The 19460-nt window shown below is 37.3% G+C and carries 12 protein-coding genes and 1 tRNA gene; 8 read left to right on the top strand and 5 right to left on the bottom strand.

From position 1 onward, the window contains the following. Positions 1-10 precede the first annotated feature (10 nt). The 4 genes from casA to cutA form a co-directional block, all read right to left on the bottom strand. Entirely contained in the window at positions 11-1591 is a 1581-nt protein-coding gene (gene casA / locus MSKOL_RS09755; RefSeq protein WP_255352000.1) for a type I-E CRISPR-associated protein Cse1/CasA, read from the bottom strand. 30 nt (positions 1592-1621) lie between these two features. Beyond that, positions 1622-4354, bottom strand: coding sequence for a CRISPR-associated helicase/endonuclease Cas3 (locus tag MSKOL_RS09750; protein WP_048155704.1), 2733 nt, complete (start codon positions 4352-4354; stop codon positions 1622-1624). A gap of 688 nt (positions 4355-5042) precedes the next feature. Further along, a tRNA-Leu gene (locus MSKOL_RS09745) sits at positions 5043-5125 on the bottom strand. A gap of 307 nt (positions 5126-5432) precedes the next feature. Further along, a complete protein-coding gene (gene cutA / locus MSKOL_RS09740) occupies positions 5433-5822 on the bottom strand; it encodes a divalent-cation tolerance protein CutA (RefSeq protein ID WP_231592171.1) in 390 nt (129 codons plus the stop codon). Between the two features lie 917 nt (positions 5823-6739). Between cutA and MSKOL_RS09735 the strand changes: the two genes are divergently transcribed. The 5 genes from MSKOL_RS09735 to MSKOL_RS09710 all read left to right on the top strand — a co-directional run bounded on the left by MSKOL_RS09735 (position 6740) and on the right by MSKOL_RS09710 (position 13369). Beyond that, positions 6740-8533 carry a site-2 protease family protein gene (locus tag MSKOL_RS09735; protein WP_048120584.1) on the top strand — a complete coding sequence of 598 codons (1794 nt, stop codon included), beginning with the start codon at positions 6740-6742 and terminating at the stop codon, positions 8531-8533. A gap of 457 nt (positions 8534-8990) precedes the next feature. Continuing rightward, on the top strand, positions 8991-10058 hold the full coding sequence (locus MSKOL_RS09730; RefSeq protein ID WP_231592170.1) for a TrkA family potassium uptake protein: 1068 nt from the start codon (positions 8991-8993) through the stop codon (positions 10056-10058). Between the two features lie 192 nt (positions 10059-10250). Further along, the gene (locus MSKOL_RS09725; RefSeq protein WP_231592169.1) at positions 10251-10940 is read left to right on the top strand and encodes a TrkA family potassium uptake protein; all 690 of its coding nucleotides are present in this window, start codon (positions 10251-10253) and stop codon (positions 10938-10940) included. Positions 10941-11360: 420 nt separating this feature from the next. Further along, the gene (locus MSKOL_RS09720; RefSeq protein ID WP_052725403.1) at positions 11361-12002 is read left to right on the top strand and encodes a hypothetical protein; all 642 of its coding nucleotides are present in this window, start codon (positions 11361-11363) and stop codon (positions 12000-12002) included. Between the two features lie 641 nt (positions 12003-12643). After that, a complete protein-coding gene (locus MSKOL_RS09710; RefSeq protein WP_048155698.1) occupies positions 12644-13369 on the top strand; it encodes an RAD55 family ATPase in 726 nt (241 codons plus the stop codon). 112 nt (positions 13370-13481) lie between these two features. On the opposite strand, the gene MSKOL_RS09705 is transcribed toward MSKOL_RS09710, so the two are convergent. Next, positions 13482-15404, bottom strand: coding sequence for a PINc/VapC family ATPase (locus tag MSKOL_RS09705; RefSeq protein ID WP_048155694.1), 1923 nt, complete (start codon positions 15402-15404; stop codon positions 13482-13484). A gap of 627 nt (positions 15405-16031) precedes the next feature. Between MSKOL_RS09705 and MSKOL_RS09700 the strand changes: the two genes are divergently transcribed. From MSKOL_RS09700 to MSKOL_RS09690, 3 genes are all read left to right on the top strand, one after another. Then, entirely contained in the window at positions 16032-17012 is a 981-nt protein-coding gene (locus MSKOL_RS09700) for an STING domain-containing protein (RefSeq protein WP_156151033.1), read from the top strand. Positions 17013-17516: 504 nt separating this feature from the next. Next, a complete protein-coding gene (locus MSKOL_RS09695; RefSeq protein ID WP_048120572.1) occupies positions 17517-18407 on the top strand; it encodes a DHH family phosphoesterase in 891 nt (296 codons plus the stop codon). Positions 18408-18915: 508 nt separating this feature from the next. After that, complete coding sequence (locus tag MSKOL_RS09690) at positions 18916-19371, top strand: hypothetical protein (protein ID WP_048120571.1); 456 nt, start codon at positions 18916-18918, stop codon at positions 19369-19371. Positions 19372-19460: the final 89 nt, after the last annotated feature.

Genomic DNA, 19460 nt, shown 5'->3' with positions numbered 1-19460 from the left:
CCTGTATTTATCATTTTGTTGGATTCTTAAGAGGCAAATCTAAAATCTCCTTTACTTTTTTTCCGTTTTTAGAATTGTATTTGAGAAGGTCTCTGCGGGCATCTGCTATGCGCTTAGGGTTTGCAATTCCTATGAAATCTGACTGGGAATATTCATCAAACAAATCCACAGCTTTCCTTGACATATAATTCAACCATTTCAGCTTTGTTTCAGCTTTATTTTCTCCATTAAGTATTATTGTATGCAATTCATAGAGAATGTTATAAAATTCGGGTTCTGTATCTTTCCAGAATCGACTTTCTATGAAAGAAAAGCTTCCAGTTACTTTATGATCTGGATCAAAAATTGCAAGTTTTATGCAACTCTTTATATTATTCAAAATATACTCAGAGATTTTTACCAGTTGTATTGTTGTTTGCTCGTAATCTAGTTTAAAATTCTCTTCTACCGTAATTAAGGGCATTTGCCCTTCATACCAGCATCTTGTAAGAATATTTTTATGGATATCATATCCGAAAAACCAAATTCGAGGCTCATGTTTAAAAAAGGAATCTATGTATGAAAGTTTTAATTTTCGTTCATGGAATTTATGAATCGTTAAGGCATTTTCTCCGATTTCACTATTATTAAAAACAAATCCAGGCCAGTACTTGTAAGTTATTCCACCTTCGTTCACATGATAGGGAAATTTTCGATCTTTACTGTTGTAGTAAGGAGTAAGTGGATGCCTCCATAATGCTCCATATGCTTCTCCATATGATTTGGTAAAATAACTGCTTACCGGATTTTTTATTCTACGTCCACAAATATCACATACGCAGTCTTTTTCATCTTGTGGATAATCTACCACAATTCTTCTAGGCATAGCCCAGAAAACCCGGGCAGGATTTACGTTGGAAAGAAAAATCTCATTTCCATTTTCACTTGTACATGTTGGCGCCATCCAGGGAAAAATATCGGCATCATTAGTTTTCATGGAGTTTCCGTGTTTTTCATTATTAAATTCCTCACTTTCAATAATATTTAACCAGACTGTTTGCCAGAGATATTTTCCTCCAACTATTGTCGTTAGTGGTCCCCTTCCTCTTAATGATGTACGATGTCCCCTGCCTCCTTCAGGTGCATTTGTTTGTAATGTAAACAGAGCCATGGCAAGACAAGGCCTACAAATCTGTTTTACAGTTCCGCTCTTAATAAATAGGTCTCTTCCCTGGCTCTCAAGCAAGAGCATTTCAATATGGACTTCGTCCTTTTTCTTGAAATCTTCAACCTTAAGCTCATAATCCTGCATAAAACGTGCTTCATTTCCATCAAGATCAAAAGCATGAGCCACTTTTTCAAAGGCGTTTTTCAAGACTTTTGGAGACGGTGGATTCATCAACACATTTTTCCAGGCTCTTTCATCCTTCGGAGGCATTGTTGTTTGCACAAGGCCTATAAGAAACTGTATAAGTGCTCCATTAAAATCGGGACGAGAAAATGCCAATTCCACAATTGGGTTTTCTGATTCGAGGCCTTCAGTAAGCTGCCAGGGTGCAATAGTTTCTTCTGTTCCGTCCTTTTTTTGGACTGGTATCCATTTTTCATGAATTAGATTAAATGCGATGTTTTTCCCTCCTTTTTACTTTTCTACACTTAAGCCCATTTTCTGTTTATAGCGTACCTTTACTTCATGATTGTATTCATCTACAGCAATACCTGCCCATTCATTGTTACCTGCTGGGAGCATTGGGACAAGTATAGACCACTTTCCTTTGTCCGGCATTGAATCCAATGCTTTTTTGACTTCAACTTCCAGTGTTTTTTCATAACTTTTAGCTTTTTTAATCTTGCTTTTTCTTACACTTACCTGGCTTAGTTCCCAGGAATAACGCTCATCTTTAAAGAAAGGAATAAGATGTTTTCCATCCCACTTTGTAAGTCTAACTAATAGTGTTTCTTCACCAAGCCTTGTTGGCGTTATAAGATCATCAACCCACTGAGTAAGTGTCCTTTTGTACTCTTCATGAAAATCCAATGAATTCAAATTAGCCGCGTCAATTTTTGCCCTTGATTCTCCTTCCGCTTTATCTTCCCATATCCTTAAATTTGGAGCAACTTTTTCTATCGAATGTTCTCCAAAAACACCCTCAATTAGAAAGCGCAAATCTTCAGGGACAGTAAATTGTCCTTTTTCCGCTAGCAGACGAGCTGTAAGCCAGAGTTTACCATGGTTAGGGTATACGAAGGCAGCTTTAGGGAAAAAGTCAGCATACCAGTTTTCCTGTGGATTTTCGGTAAGCTCTGGAGCAAAAATACCAAATATGGGCACTCTCTGACTACCATGTTTTGAGTGCCGTTGGAGTCTCCCGACTCTTTGGATTAGCAGATCGATAGGTGCAAGGTCACTTATCATATAATCAAAATCAAGGTCCAATGATTGTTCTATTACCTGAGTTGAGATCAGGATTTTTCCTTTGCGTGTAGATTCATTGGATTCTTTTCCAAAAGTCTTCAAAACCCTATTCTCGATTTCTAAGCGCTCGCCCATGACAAAACGAGCATGGAAAAGATCTACTTTTTCTTCTCCCAGTACATTTACGAGTTTTTCATAAGCATCAACTGCATCGTCGACAGTATTTCTTATCCAGCAAACACACTTGCCTTCTTTTGAGGTATTAACAATCTTTTCTTCGACTGAAGCCTGTTCATTGAAAAATTCTACATAGATTGTTCTTCCAGTTCCTTCGCGAGTGCCAATTTGAATTTCTTCTGCATCCATCTCACTTACATGAGTCAGGAGCGGATAAGCTGTTTCTTTCAGACTTCCGCAGGCTACTCCTAATCCTTTGCAAAAGCTATCTGCCAATCTCTGTCTGAGTTTTGCAGGAATAGTTGCAGAGAGCAAAATTGCGCTGCCCCCTAAAGAGGCATGAAGTTCAAGTAATTTACATAATAAAGTGTTCATGTATGAATCATAGGCATGAACTTCGTCAACTATCAGTATACTGCGAGTCAAGCCAAGGATTCGAAGGGACTGGTGATATGTAGGAAGAACTGCCATTATAGCCTGATCTACAGTTCCTACTCCTACATCAGCTAATAGCGCCTTTTTTCGGCTGTCTGCAATCCATCTGCTGCACTGGGCAGAGATCGTTTCATCTTCTGTGGTTCCAATCCTGCTGTATTGTTTAAGCTCTTCTACTTCGCTAAAACCTATTGAAGTCCGAAATTCATCAGAAAGATAGTTACTGCTGTGAGCTAACACTAGAGAAGGGTCTGAATTTTCCTGGAAAAAATTTCTGTAGGTCCTTACCAGCCTTTCATACATCGCATTGGATGTTGCCATAGTTGGTAGTGCAATAAATATACCATTAGCAAGCTCCACTGACATCAGTCTATGTGCAAGAGTTAATGAAGCTTCAGTTTTTCCATTTCCTGTTGCTTCTTCGATTATGAAAAGTTGAGGAATCTTTTCTATAGGACACGAAGATACATGTAACTGCAGTGGACTTGGAGTTTTAATCTTTGGGAACAGAACTTCCATTCCTGTATTCAAAGAAACTGTAGAAGGCAAAACTCCAGAGTCATATAGGGCTTCCTTAGCGCTTTTAAGCGCATACCTGTTCCAGTATTCCTTAAGTGGCATTGGCTCAGAAACATATTTAAAATAATTGTTATTGGACCCTATCCAGTCACACAATACAGTAAGACCTGCAAGTAACCAGGATGATTTTTTGAATTTTAATATCAGATTCTCAAAAGGATCTCCGCTGTCGTCATCTCTTATTGCAGCATTGAAGTCTGTGCCTGAAAACAACTGGAGTACACTTTTTACGAAAATATAAGCAATCTCAGTATCTTCTTCCGTGAAAAGTTCTTTGCAGTTTACAGGAACTCCATGGATTTCATATTCAGGAGGTTTCCCATGATGACCAGTAACTGCTTTTATCAATGGTTCAATTGCTATAGTCCAATCATATATGTCGTAATTCAGATTATTTAAATTAAGACAATCTTCATCCCATATTCTCTTCCATATGGAATTCCATATGAAAAATCCCATACTATCATGCCGCAGTATATAGGCTCTGTTACTTCCATGATGACGTAGTTTTTTTAACAGATCTGGCTTAAGGTTTTGAAACCTTTCTGAAAATTTTCCTAAATCATGAAGAGTTAGAAGAAGGGGAATCAGAGATTGAGTTTCTTCCTTATTAAGGCCTGTTAATTCTGTAATTCTTTTTGCCAAAAGCTTGTCTTTTTCCAATAATAGAGTTCCAACAGCTGCAACATCTAAACAATGATATGCAAGTAAGTGGTAACTATTTTTATCTTCTTTAATAGGACCGGATTTTCCCCAATTATTAAACATTAAATTATTGAGCGAGTTGTCCATATTATCACGTATTTTTCAAATTAAATAAAACTAGTGAACCTTACACGTTCATTATTAATATCTTATATATGTATTTCTAAAATTAATTATAATAATAAATGGATTAAACTGAAAAATAGGACAATAATCACATAGTAAAGCGTTTAACCTAATATACAATAATAAACATCTAATGTCAAAGCTTAAACTCGTCTCCACAATATATTCCCTTGAACCTGTTATTATCTGCGTGACTAGTGTCATGGCAATTTAATTATTGAGCATAATCATTGGTAGCTTCCTATCAGCGTATAATGATTCGGAACTTATTAGATAACTAAGAACTAAATTTTCTTGACACTAGGCTTTTCCCCTCGAAAATTATACTGCTGTCAGAGGAAGGGCGGATGACAAGAAGTTGCGGTCTGAGGAAATGATTGAAAAAACCTTTAAAAACGCGCTTGAGATTGAGAAAATGTATACGGTTGTTTATTTGCCACCGTTCCTAATATATAAATTAGTGCTATGGGATGGAATTCGAACCCACGACATCCTTTGATATCAGATCTTAAATCCGTTGTTCTTGACTTGGCTCCTTGCCGTAACTCAGCGAAATTAAAACCGGATTAGATAAATTAAGAGAAAAATATCTTAAGCAAGAATAGAAAAACCATAATAATTTTAGTGCGGGAGAAGGGATTCGAACCCCTGAACGCCTGCGCGATACGATCTTGAGTCGCACACCGTTGACCGCTTGGTTACTCCCGCTTGTTGCTAAATTATCTGATTAGTTCAAATATTATCTAGTCTTTCTGATTATATCTTGAGTCTGCCACCGTTGACCGCTTGGTTACTCCCGCATTTACGGAATCCAATAAGGTAACGATAGAACTAACATATAAACCTAATCCTGTAAACAAACTATTCTGCAAAATCCTGTAAGTAGAATCTCTTGAAAATTAAACTAATTCTATAAGTAAACCAGTTCTGTAAAAATTTAAATTCGGGAGTTATTGCCGTTATTAACTAGGTTTTTCGATTTCAGGCCTTCAGCCTTCAAACTTTAAGTCTTGCCTTATTTTTTGGTTTCTTCGCCTGAACTGTTAACATGAACCCAGTCAAGATACTCCTTTTCTCCTTCAATTCCCCAGAATTCTATTGCAGGCATCTCGTATGTATGTAGCGACTTTACAAGCTTTGTGATTTCTTCAAAGCGTGAAGAATCAGTTTTTACAAACATGGCAATCTCATTGTCTTCTTCAATCTCTTCCTTCCATCGGTAAACCGAAGATACCGGAAACATATTCACACAGGCTGCAAGCCTCTTTGAAACCAGTTCTCTTGCAATCTGTGACGCATTCTTCATGTTTCCTGCGGTAATATACACAATTCCAAGCATAAGCAGACACCTCACGGAAACCTGATTTCCACAGAAACCTGATCTCCACAGAAACCTGATCTCCACAGAAACCTGATCTCCACAGAAACCTGATTTAGTGAACAAGATATTTAATTTAAAGCACATTATTCCATCTGTAAATAGTGTCTATCTACCTGGCATTCGAACTCCCTGGCATTGGCTATAAAATGTCTCGGCATTGGCTATTATATAAACTTTCATATATATTTTTATATAATTAGTATGTATTGCTATGTATCCTTTTCCAGATAAGAGTATTTTTGAAAAGGAACGGAATATATATTGATTCAAAATAGTAAGGCATAATATAATATTTTTATATCATATTGAGCAGTAGAACTTAACACAATGAATTAATTGGCGCAGAACATTATACGCAGAGTTATATAATAACGATGTTAACGTTTATATATACATAGCAACAATAAAAAAATTTATAAATATATTTTTCTCAACAGTTTTGTATATACAGTTTAATTCGTACATACAGTTTAATTCAAAATTTATACCAAAATGGATATTAAAAATTATATCAGATTTATATTAAAGTTTATATTAAAATTTAATATAAGTTTTATATTAAAAAACATATCAAAATATATATTAAAATTTATATTAGCTTTAAAATAAAGTTTATATTAAAATTACTATAAATTTTATATTAAAAAGCATATCAAAATATATATTATGATTTATATTAGTTTTATATTAAATTTCATGCCAAATTTTAATATAAATTTCATATTAAAATATGTACTAAAATTTATACTAAAATATATACTAAACCATATACTAAAATAAATATTAAAATTTATACTAGATTACATACCAATTTAACTTACTTCATAGCTGATTAAATTTAATTAACAACTGATTTGGCTTAATTCGCGAACTTTACGTTTAATTCATGAACGGTTAAGCTTAATTATAATTTGTTCAGTTCAATAACTCGGAGAATTCCCTTGAATGGCACAAGCATTGCACTGAGTATTTTTTTACTGTACTGGTTCGCAGTTTCCGTTCTTGACAGGAAAGGTATTCTGGAGAAGTATAACATAAGCACCTTTGGGCCACTTCCCATCCTTATGATTAGGACAACTAAGGGCCTCAAGCTGCTCGATGTACTCGCCCGTCCGAAATCTTACTGGAGAAACTTTGCAAACCTTGGAATCTTACTGATGTTTGCAGGCATGATTGCAATGTTTATAGTCATAGCTATCTCGGATCTTGGGATGTATACTTCTTTCCTTAGCGGAAACATGCCTGAACCGGGAAAATATAACTCTCCGAGAAATATCTTTCTCATTCCGGGATTAAATGAGTTCATTCCTTTTACCTGGGGAGCTATTGCCCTTATAGTCACGCTTGTCGTGCACGAGTTTTCGCATGCGATTCTTTGCAGAGTTGAAGGCATCCGGGTTAAATCGATGGGAATCCTGTATGCTCTGGTTCCTATAGGAGGCTTTGCGGAGCCTGACGATGAACAGCTTTTCGGGACTAAAGAGAAAACAACAAGAGAACTTCCACTGACAGCCACAATCGAAGAAATCGAGAAATGGGAAAAAGAAGAAAAAACAAGGCAAGAAACTGAGATCACAAAGCCTGAGGAGCCGAAGCCCGAACCTGTTATAGGCGCAACAAGAACCCAGAGGTCCCGGATTCTTGCAGCAGGTGTTATGGCCAATTTTACCGTGGCTTTTATCGCTTTCCTGCTTTTCTTCGGGCCCGTACTCGGGGCAATCGCGCCTTTAAGTGATGCAATGATCATGAGTGTAAACGAAAGTTCTCCGGCTGCCCATGCAGGGCTTGAGAACGGCATGATAATAACACAGATTGATGATACCAATATCACTACAGCCGAAGAGCTACAAACATACCTCGAAAAAATCAGTCCCGGAGAGACGGTTCATATTTATGCCACAAAAAACGGTACATTATCCACGCATGATTTACAGGTTGCCTCAGTCCCCGAAGACTACATTGGCGGAGTGTCTGTAGGAGGAATTGTTTCAGGAAGTCCCGCCGAATCTGCAGGGATCAAAACCGGAATGACAATGATCAGGATCAACAACACAGAAATGCAAAATGTTTCAAGTTTCGTAAATTTTATGAAAACCACAAGGGTAAACCAGACCGTAGAAGTAGAACTTCTTCCCTCTGAAAACTACACAGGCGACCTCACTGAAAAAGGCACTGTCGTTTTCGATGTGCAACTATCATCTAATTCGGAAAACGATTACGGTTTCCTAGGAGTTATTTACGGGAATAATGCAGTTATGGAACTCCCTATGCTCGGAATTTCCGTGTTGATACCTCAATCAAAAGTGTATCTTGAAGCCCTGAATCAAATACCGTCCTTGCTAACCATACCTGCAGGCTGGATCATTCTCTTTGGACTTCCCATCTATGGATTTGCAGGTGAAGGATTCCGAGGTTTTTCAGGTACTTTCATGCAGTTTTTCCATCCTGTGGGCTGGGCAGAACCTCTGGGAATAGGGATTTTCTGGATTGCAAATACTCTGCTCTGGGTTGGCTGGCTGAACTTTTATGTAGGACTGTTCAACTGTCTGCCTGCCGTACCCCTGGACGGAGGACACGTGTTTAAGGATTCCATCTATTCCTTTGTATACCGGTTCACAAGGAACGATTCAATCTCAGAAAAGATCTCAAACTCCATCACAGCGAGCTTTTCGATGTTGATCCTGTTCTCGTTTATATTTATGATATTTGGGCCCTATATAGGACAGTGGATGTGATTGACATCGAAATCTCAGATGAACCCTGGCCTTCAAGGAAGTTATAAGGCTTGGGTTTTACTTTCTTTCCCTGTTTCTTATTCATGCAATATCATTCAATTACTTTTTTCTTTTTACTTTCAAAACCCTTTTCCAGGTTTAATCCCAAAATATTATTTGCATAAAATTTTTGTTAAACTGGAGATATATAGAAATATCAGTAATATCTACAAGCATCACAAGCCATTTATCAGCAATGGTTATAAGGTGCTTACCAGTCGGCTATAAGATGTTTTTCAGTAGATAGTTACGGCATTTACCATTAAAAACCACGAGACGTTTACCAGCAAAAGCCACAAGACGTTTACCAGTAAAAGCCACAAGACGTTTACCAGTAAAGGTCACAAGAAATTTACCAGTAAAAACCACGAGACGTTTACAAGTAAAACAGCTACAGGACGCTTCAGCTTAACCTTATATGAAAAATTCAGGCGGGGATTCAAAGATGGTTATTTCCGGGCGCAAGAATTTCAGGTTATCAGGGTTTCGGAAGATACTGCACAGGCATCCCTATATCGCGTACAAAATAGCGGCTGTGTTCCTGTTTGTTATCTATGTTTTTACTTTTGAGTATCTCATGATTTTTGAGAACCAGCCCGAAAATGCAAACCTTATTACTGCTATCTACTGGGCCACAACAACTATTGCAACCGTTGGGTATGGCGACGTAGTCTTCACTTCCCTGCCAGGAAGACTTTTTGCTATAATCGTGCAGATTATGGGCATAATCTTGATTTCGGGTTTTCTTATAACCTATGTTGTTGCTCCCTGGATGGACAGAGTTATCAAGTTCAGGATGCCAAGAATGGTCTCTTCAGGCATGAAAGATCACATAATTATCTGCGGATACAATCAACTGGTTGAAACCCTGATAGATGAATTGACCGAGGAGGATATGCTTTTTGTAATAGTCGAAGAAGAAGAAGACCTCATCAGGGAACTTGTTTATAAAAATATTCCCTGCATTTTTGGGTCTCCGACTGATAAGCAAACCCTTCTGAACGCTGGCATAGAGAAAGCCAAACTCCTTATTGCAAATAAGTCGGACGAAAAAAATGCGAATATCGTTTTGACTGCCAGGGAATTTCAGTATGTCAACATTATTGCTATTGTAGAGGACCAATCTAACTCAAGATATCTCAAATATGCAGGAGCCGATACAGTAGTTTCTCCTAAATCGATGTTCGGGGAGTTTATTGGCAGGAAGGCAATGGACAGGCTCGTAAGCCGGGTTACGGGGGCGACTGAGGTTTTTGAGGGAGTCCATATTGTTGAGTTTCCCGTTTACCTGAAAAGCCCTCTTATAGGCAAGTCACTTAAGGAAATCTCCAACCAGCAGCTCACAGGTGCAAAGATTGTAGGAATCTGGAATAGTGGGACTCTATCTTTTGATCCCAAGGAAGAAGATATTGTCCGGGAGAATACCGTTTTATTGGCGGTAGGGACTCGTGGAGAACTTTCAAAACTGAAGAAACTTACACATTAATATGAGGTTCAAAACTGGGAGAGATTGACACATAAATCTGAGATTCAAAACTGAAAGAAATACGAAACAGTTGCAATAAAATAATATGCCCGCCAAATTTATTTGCATTAGCGGGTAAAAAGGCAAGCTTTAAGGATAAAAACTCTAAGCTAACAACTCTAAACTGAATTTGGCGAATAAAATTTACAGGACATGGGAGCAGAAATGGAGCCAAAAGGGCACCTTATCGTACTGGGATATGGGGATGTCGGAAAGAGCATAGTAGATATACTTTATGGAAGTCCGTTTCGCTTTGTAGTTGTGGACTCTAATGATAAGGTTTTTGAAAACGTAGACTTCGAACATCTTGTTGGGAACGGGGCAGATGAAGACATACTGCTGGCAGCTGGAGTAAAGACAGCTTCCTTTGAGTTTGTGGCTCTTAATGACGATACCAATGTTATTTTCGCAACTCTCATTTCCAGGAACCTGAATCCGGAAATTACCATTGTAGCAAGGGCAAATTCCGTAAAATCGATTGAAAAGATCTACAAAGCAGGAGCCGACTATGTAGGTTCTCTTTCTATAGTAGCCGGGCAGATGCTTGCCAAAATGACTGCAAACTGCATGGGGAAAAGCTGTAGAATCGATGAAGACATAATGCTTTACGAAGGCATAGAAATCGAGAAATGCCACATTGATAAAGGTTCTCTTCTTGACAGCAAGTCAATAGAGGAACTTGACCTGGAAGGACAGATCGGTTGTACTATAATAGGCATCGAGCGAGGAAAACTCGTCATAACGGCTATCAAAAAGCAGACAACAATAAGGGCAGGAGACATCATTGCAGTTGTGGGAAGCAGCAAGCAGATTTTAGAGTTTAAGGAAAGGTATGTTAATTGAGGCTTTTTAAAAATTTATTTGACTGATGTTTTGTTAAAGTTGACAAAAATTATTATTTTACACATATTTTTAGTATTCATGGACTCACTTTTACTATCAACGTTTGTTTGCTCAAATAGTCTAGTTTTTTAATATATTAAATGACGTGATCAATTTATTTATATCTATATCTATAAAGACTTCATATCTTCACATTTTAGGCTAAAAATACACAATTTGCATTTAATTTCTCATAATTTTGCTATAAGACAAAATCCTTATTAACAATAAACAAACGTTAGATCTTAAAAAACGTATTGTCTAAAATTTATATTTAGTTAAAATTTTTTTTGCCAGGGTTTAATATTAAAATCAAATAAAAATAATTTAAAAATGTTTTGTGTTTTTATTAATATAAAATCTTAAAAAGAGGAGTTTCTTGTGAAAATTAATAGTTATATAAACAACATAAAGCTCGTGAAATTAAAAAGAACAAAACTTGTTCTCGGATTTCTGTCTGTGTTTCTTTTGCTTGGTTTATTTATTTCTCCGTCAGCAGCTAAGACTGACTGGCAGATTTCTCCCTCCAATCCGACTGTGGGAGATACTCTGAAAATAAAAGGTACGGCTTCTCCGGGAGAGGAACTTGGAGCTCAAGTTTCTTTTGTAAAGGAGCTCCCTGTTACCGAGGGCAGATACCAGTATTCGCTTGATAAGATAAAGATCCCGAAAGGTAAAGATGCCCGCTTTACGGTCACGACCGAGGGAGTAAAGAACCTGAACATACACTTAAAAAAATTATTCTGGATCGAGCGGTCTTCTGATGCATCACCTGAAGGAATTGCAGTTATTTCTAAGAGACATATTCCGCCCCTTACTTACAAGGTTCTTATTGATGGCGATGCTGCCCCGAGTGCAGACTCTGTAAACCTTAAAGTTGAGGCATCTCAGACCCTGAAAGCTAATTCAAAAGGGAAATTCGAATTCAATTACCACACTTCCGGGATGCCGGCAGGCAAGTACACCATAAAGATCGGAGATTTGGAAAAAACAATCGAACTGAAGACTGGAAATAAGAAATAACCCTTCTGAAATCCGACTTCATGAAAAATACTATTAAAAATTGAATTTGCTAATTAAAGTCCTGTGACGCTATTAACATGCAATAGAATGAATAAATAAAAATAAGCAGAAAATTAGAAATACAAGGATTTATTCTCCCTGAGCTTCATCTTGCCTGAATTTTTCTCGGGAAGGAAAAATCCTTGTTTTTTTAGTTGCGATGCAATTGCAATAGTAAACAGTTAATCTCACTTCCACAAACCTCAGATTCGAACTAATCAAGTTTTGGATCGTGAAAAATAGCTCTGAAATTCTTATTGATAAACTCTTACTGATAAACTTTTATTGATAAGTTTTTATTGATTAAAAATGAATCAAAGTTGCTCTGGTGCACCCTTCGTGCCCTCATTATGGTTATAATGATTTCTTGAAATCGATTATTTTCATTTGGTAATATGATTTTTTCCTTCCGTTTTTCCTGCTTTTTAACATAGCTTTTGATTACATTGGAATTTGAATTCACATAACTTGTCATGTTATCTCCAGCATTGCTTTTTCCTTTGATGATCCAACCCCACTTATAAACTTTTTAAAGGAAGAGTATATTACTTAAAACACCTTAAAATAACTAAGAAATATACCTGAGTTTAAGATGTGATAGTATGGAAAGTTTATCTACAGGGATTGAAGGGTTGGATACGCTAATGGACGGAGGTTTTCCTAAAGGAAAAAGCATTCTGGTTACGGGTCCTCCAGGCGCCGGAAAAACAATTCTTGGAATTCATTTCCTGCACAGAAGCTGCAATGAAGGGAAGAAGTGCATACTAATTCTTACAAGAGAGCTTACGGAAGATATCCTCAGCCAATCCCGAAGCATTAACCTTGACCTCAAGCCTTTCGTTGAAAGTAAACACCTCAGTATCAAGAATATCTTTGAAGATAAAATGAACAAAATCAAAAGCGCTTCGAAATTTGGTAAAGGGCTATGTGCTGTGGATATTGATATAATCGAGTATTTAAGTTCCATGTCTTCGGAAGTTGATGTCATGGTTATCGACAACATAGGGGTAATGGCCATAAACCATGACATAAGAGAATTTGCCGATGAATTCAGTTCGATAAGCATTATACTTCTAAAAAACGGGTGCACAAGTCTTTTTGTTATGGATGAGGATTCCTATAATCTCACCCACAGGCTTACTGGCTACATGGTTTTCGGGTTAATCAGGCTTACTTCACAGGAGAATTTCAACTACGGAAAGACAAAGAAATATCTTTACATTGAGAAAATGCGGGACAAGGCTGTCCCGATCAAGTATTCCCTATTTGATATTACCCCAGAAGGGATAAAAATTATTAAAGGGATGAATGACCTATTGGAGGTGTGAAGGGCCTATTAGAAACATGAAGAACCTTATACTTTACTTTCAAAGATGAGTGATTTTCCGTTATCTTGCGGCTTTATCTGTGTTGCCTAATTTATCTTTCGGCAGTTACTTTTCAGATCATTCTGATTTCAATTGTTTCTCCTTTATCCTGAGCATCCAGAATCTCAGATGCAAGATCCGAGTTCGCCCTGAGTTTCACATCTCCATGTCGGCTTACGGTTGCACTGAACAGATACTGGTCTTCAAGATATATTTCCACATCCTTTCCTGCAAGCTCCGGTGCTCCAAGAATAAGGTGCTTTTTATCTCTTTCTATGAAAGGATGAACAGAAGAAACACTGGGCTCTTCCTCAAAGCTGGTTGTCTTTAGTTTCCCTCGGAGAGCTTTACTTTCAGCTCCATACTTCCGGCCTTTTGCAGCCCCTGAGGCTCCGATTTCCAGTTCTCTTACGTCAATATGCAGGCCAAGAACATTTTCGATCCGGTCAATGACATTCCCACCTTTGCCAATAACTTTTCGTACCTCGTCTTCCCGGACCTTTACGAGTGCACTGTCGTCTGAAGTCACTTCAACTTCAACCGGGCCGGAGGCGTACCTGCCAATAACATTTCTTATTTCCTCTTCCGCAAGCTTCCAGGCAGGTTTCCTTAGCTCGGTAGGAGGCCCTACTGGCATAACAACAACCTGTTCCCCATAGGTATATATTTCATATTCTGTGTTTCGGGTTTCAAAATCGGCAATGACGATTACCGGCCTTGCAAGATCCTGCTCGGTCATTCCATGAGGAACCTTGACGGTAAACTCAAGTACCAGAACCTTTGCCACTTCTCCTTTATCAATGAAAATAACGGTATCGACTACCTGAGGGATCACGCCCAGTTCAACCCTTCCTATCAGGCGTTGAATTGCGTCCACTGCCCTGGTTGCATGTACTACCCCGATCATTCCCACGCCTGCAAGCCGCATATCCGCAAAAATAAGAAAATCGCCGGTCTTACGGACTTCATCATAGATTGTATAATCCGGCCTGACCAGAAGCAAAAGGTCTGCAGTATTTTCCATCTTGCCGTTCAAAGGTGAATACTGGGTGATTTCAGGAGGCACCTGGAGGTCTCTTGGTGACTCCATTGTTTTAACTACCTGTCCGCGGTCATTCAGGTATCGAGCAACTCCGGCGGCAAAAGTAGACTTTCCGGCTCCGGGAGGGCCGGCAATAAGAATACCACGCTGGCTTACAATCCGTTCTTTGAGTTTATCGCTCAGCCGGTAGTGTTCAAGGTCCACAACCACAGTTGGTCTCACAATTGTAATTTCCATATCATCGGAAAAAGGCGGGTGAGCAATTGCAATTCGCATATTCCGGATTTGCAGGACAGTAGCTCCACTTGAAGACATCTCGATAAAAGATTCGGGGTCCAGTCTGGCCCTTTCAATAAGTTCTCTTGAGATACTGGAAAGTTCCGCAGAAGTAACAGGCTCATCACGAATTTTTACATAGCGTATATCCCCTACAGGCCCCTTTTTGGCCATAGGAGATACCCCATTTTTAAGATGTACGGACATCGTATCGTCAGTAAAAAAATGTTCTACTTTAAGAGGCGGAAGTTCGGATGGTTCCAGGACTTTAGGATGCATATACTCGACATTAAGCCCTTTAGCCTCAGCTACTAGAGACAGTAACCTGTCTTCGCTCACAAGCAGTCCCCCTACTTCACTAGCTGTGTTTCGGATGAGGTCATCTATCCTGCCTTCGTTGGACAGCTGGATATCTTCAAGAGTGGGCTTAACTCCACTGAACTGAAGGTTAATTTCTCCCCGATTTGCAAGCTTACGAAGTTCTAAAAGTTCGTCGATTCCTTTGAAACCTATTTCCCGACCCTTATTTGCCTGAGCTTCAAGTTCAGATACCACAGCTTCAGGAATTACGATTTCAGCACCTCTGAATTCCCCACTTTTGACCTTAACCGAAAGCCTCCCGTCAATAACGGTACTCGTATCCGGAATAATCCTCAGCATCTGCTTCTCTTCTGCCATAAAAGGAGATATAGAACTAGATGATATATAATAACCTATACCCTAGGCGGTACCATAAGTTCTAATGTAGGATTCAAATGAGTTACAAACTCTTATTATACTTAATATTATTTTTGATAGTGTTATGTCGGACGAAAATACTAAAATTCCTATGATCGGTTTGGAAGCCTTTTAAATTTGACGTATTTAGAAACTAAAAAACGGTAGTATTCAATTTTCACCAAGTTTCATTTGTTTTCTCTTTTATTTGAAGATGATTTAGAAAACGCTATCGTAAGGAGTATTGATTATCAAAAAAATATTCCGAAAAGTGTATTATTATGATTAATTTTATTTTAATATTAATGTAGCTAATGTACTAAATTGACACAATAATAGACAAAGCACTTTTGAGTAGATTGGTTTATTTTTAATTAGAATTATCTGCAAATTATATATTAAACTTTTATATTATAAATTTATTTTTATTAATAAAATATGATGCCCTGCTATTTATCTAATATAATATAAATATATTATAATTTCAGTCTTTATAGTAGCTAGTTTTATAAGTTTGATAGTTAATATGTTATTATGACAAATCGTTGTTTCGTTATAGGGCCAATGAACGAGAAACATATTAAACTTTTGGAATGGCTCGCTCATGATGTAGTAGAAAAGATTCTTGAGAATAATAACTTCGAAGTCTTCACGCCTGATGTGCCAGAATTCGGGAATATTATGCACCATATTATCCGTTCCTGCGACAGAGCACAGCTAGTAATTGCTGATGTCACCGGAAACAATCCAAATGTCCTTTACGAAATGGCTATTATCGATGCAATGGGAAGACCCTGCGTTCCTGTCAAAATAAGAGATGTTGCAGATAATGAAAAAGATCTCCAGCTTTTTGATAGGGCTCAATATCGCCACTTTGAGATTAATGCTCGTGAAACGGAAGAAGCCATAAATAAATTGGGGCCGGTTATCCACAAAGTTCTTCAAGCACGGCAAGATGGAGATCTAATAGAGAATCCTATGACAGATTACTTTGGAATACCATTGAATAGTATGTCTTCAGCTTATGGGATTGCCAGAAGTTATTATCGCAATTTAGTAGTTCCATGTTTTGAAGGAAAAATAATAGATGGACCTGATTTTGCTTTAGAGGAAGAGAGTCAAATAATTGATAGAAAAATGGTTTGTATCATTCCTGGGAATTTGGAACAAGCTACTCGCCGCGAAATTGATTTTTTAGTTAAAAGAAGAAGTTTTGTTCCTGTCAAATTGAATGCTTATGGAAGAGAAATCACTATATATTTATTGTCAGACGAGATTTTACAGAATGCGGATCCAGTTATTGTTGACATTCCTACTACATTAGCGAGTCTGAGAGAGAGTGTTCTTTCCAGATTAGGTAGAAATGCAAATCCCAAGCCAAATTCTCCTGATTATCAGGAAATTCAATCCGATGAAATTTTACAGTTTAAACGTTACCTTGAGAGATTTGCATATAATGATTTAGGCACTCATTCATCAAATATTCTAAGAAATTTCAAAACTTTTAATATTAAAGATATCAAAGATCTCAAAGCTACCGAGATTAAAAATTTGTTTGAAAACAATTAAGGAATATTATTTAGTAGATTCTTTGTATCCTCTTCAAATTGTATGGGTAAAAGTAAATTTCACGTATTTACTAAATAGTTAAAAATTTAACCAAGTTTAAAAAAGAACTTCAAGAGATGTATTCAACTTTATAAATGTATGATAAAATTATGCATATTTTTCGAGTTGGAAAATTCTCCATCGAATTTGAAAAGAATACGATTCTTTTTTGTTTTACTGTTAAATATTAAACTATAGCTTGGAAGAATAGGCAATTTACTGAGAGTTTTTAAATGATGAATGATTCTCCCTCCTCTCTTTCACTAAAAAGGTTGTGTATGATAAAAAATGCGGAACAGTTTGCAGCAAATTAAGAATTTTGCAGACCCTCTTTCCTATTAAAATGGAGGAAACTAGATGTCAACATACGCAAACGTCATTATCCAAGTGACATCAATAATAATTGCCTATATTTCAGACTATGTGAGTTACAAGTGTAGGGATTTACCAAAGGAGTAGAACTAAATGATTGTTATATATCATCACGATGACCTTGACGGTCAGTGCTCAGCAGCTCAGGCCAGAGAGGCAACGGAAAAAACTACCTATAATCCAATAAAATGCATTGCAGTGCAGTATAGTGGCAATACATGGAAAAAAGAAGAAATCGAAGAAGCTAACGAAGTCTATGTCCTCGATTTCACTTTTCCAGATATGGAAACTCTTGTAGAAATAGCAGGAAAAAAATTAATATGGATAGATCATCACAAAACGACAATGGAAGAGCACAAGGAATTGTGGAACTCAAACATTCTGGGAAAAAGGGATATCACAAAAGCTGCCTCCCAGCTTACATGGGAATATTTTAAAAATGATCAGCCACTCCCTACAGCAGTTGAGTACATTTCTAGGCGGGACATCTGGCAATTCGGGGACAAGAAGGAGGAAATTTCAGCATTTACGGAAGCTTGCCAAATTCTTATTCATTCCCCAGAAGATGAAGACTGGAAAGATTTGCTGGCATCGAGCAACAATGGAAAAGAAAAAGTTGAACTCTACCTAATAATTGGACGTGCACTTGCAGACGTACAGAAAGTTAGGATTGAGAAAGCGTTTGAAAGAGGCACAGACATCAATTTTCACGGTCTCAGAGCGAGACTTATCAATACTACATCGGATGCCAGCGACATTGGAGAATATGTTTACCAGAAGCCAGAATATGATATAGCTGTCATGTGGCAGATCGTTAATGATATGGTTCAGGTATCGCTTAGATCGAACTCTACAGACTGTGCCGAAATAGCTCAGAAATATGGTGGAGGAGGTCACAGAGGAGCGGCGGGCTTTAGGGTCAAAAGCGGCGGAGAATTTTCGCTCAGACTATTTGCGACAGATGTCGCTTCAAGTATTCGTTAACTCAACAAATAATCTTATTTTTTGGATGCATTCATAATGATAACATTATTTATATAAAATTAGCCACACAAGGATTCAGTACCAAAATTCAGTGATTTTATATTTAACATTCTTCAATGAATTTTTGTACTGGGTTAAATTTAATCATAATTATTTTGAATAAAATTATCATTTAAACTTTTAAATTCTAGTTTTAATAAATATAGTAATCTAATAAATATTTAAAACTATTTTGAATATCAAAAATCGGATTGTAATTAATATCGGTTTCTAATTTATATTTCTACAATTATTATATGCGCTGGATAATAATAAACTAGCGATACAATAAAAAATCACTTTTAGCGGCAAATAATGAAGCAACATAGTTTACTCATTAGATAGTCTTCCAGAAATGTAAGCAGATTACTTATTCTTAAATCAAGTAGATTTGCCCATAAAAAGTGAATTGGGGAACCAGTAAAGGTGAAATTGTATCGAACCTAGCAGAATGATGGAGATGATATAGATGAGAGAACAAAGATATAACAAAATAAAGAAAACAGTCTTTATTTTGTTAGCTGTCTTTTTAGTATTATCATTGACAGCTGCATCAGCAAGTGCATGGTATTCAAAGACTAGCGATGGCAAATGTAAAGAGGTATCTAAAGAAAAGGGAGTTAAAGAAAAAGTCGCTAAAGAGAAACCGGTTAAAGAGGCAGTTAAAGAAAAAGCTGTTAAAAAGGTAGCTAAAGAAAAGGTGGTTAAAGAGGTAGCTAAAGAAAAAGTGGTTAAAAAGGCAGCTAGAGAAAGAGTCTTTGATCGAAAAGTAGTAGATAATGATAAAGTGGGCACTAACTTGTTAGACTTCGTAGAAAATAGCTGGTTCGGTACCAGTCGGGGATGCAGTTGTGACAATGGATGGGGATGCGATTGTGACAACGGATGGTTCGGCGACGATTGGGATGACTGTTGGGACTGTTAATTGTTGACAATCCTAACAATAGATTAAACTGTAGATAAATTATACTAATACGGTTCATTTGTACACTCCGCATCGGATTGCAGAAATAG

This window comes from Methanosarcina sp. Kolksee (assembly GCF_000969945.1).
GTDB lineage: Archaea > Halobacteriota > Methanosarcinia > Methanosarcinales > Methanosarcinaceae > Methanosarcina > Methanosarcina vacuolata.
The sequence above is the reverse complement of the archived record's forward strand: the minus strand, read 5'-3'. Positions and strand labels throughout refer to the sequence as shown.

What these genes read in the sequence shown, in the direction of transcription:
- MSKOL_RS09750 (WP_048155704.1), bottom strand. Translation starts at nt 4,354, where the DNA reads ATGTTTAATAATTGGGGAAAATCCGGTCCTATTAAAGAAGATAAAAAT.
- MSKOL_RS09730 (WP_231592170.1), top strand. Translation starts at nt 8,991, where the DNA reads ATGAAAAATTCAGGCGGGGATTCAAAGATGGTTATTTCCGGGCGCAAG.
- MSKOL_RS09725 (WP_231592169.1), top strand. Translation starts at nt 10,251, where the DNA reads ATGGGAGCAGAAATGGAGCCAAAAGGGCACCTTATCGTACTGGGATAT.
- MSKOL_RS09710 (WP_048155698.1), top strand. Translation starts at nt 12,644, where the DNA reads ATGGAAAGTTTATCTACAGGGATTGAAGGGTTGGATACGCTAATGGAC.
- MSKOL_RS09705 (WP_048155694.1), bottom strand. Translation starts at nt 15,404, where the DNA reads ATGGCAGAAGAGAAGCAGATGCTGAGGATTATTCCGGATACGAGTACC.
- MSKOL_RS09695 (WP_048120572.1), top strand. Translation starts at nt 17,517, where the DNA reads ATGATTGTTATATATCATCACGATGACCTTGACGGTCAGTGCTCAGCA.
- MSKOL_RS09690 (WP_048120571.1), top strand. Translation starts at nt 18,916, where the DNA reads ATGAGAGAACAAAGATATAACAAAATAAAGAAAACAGTCTTTATTTTG.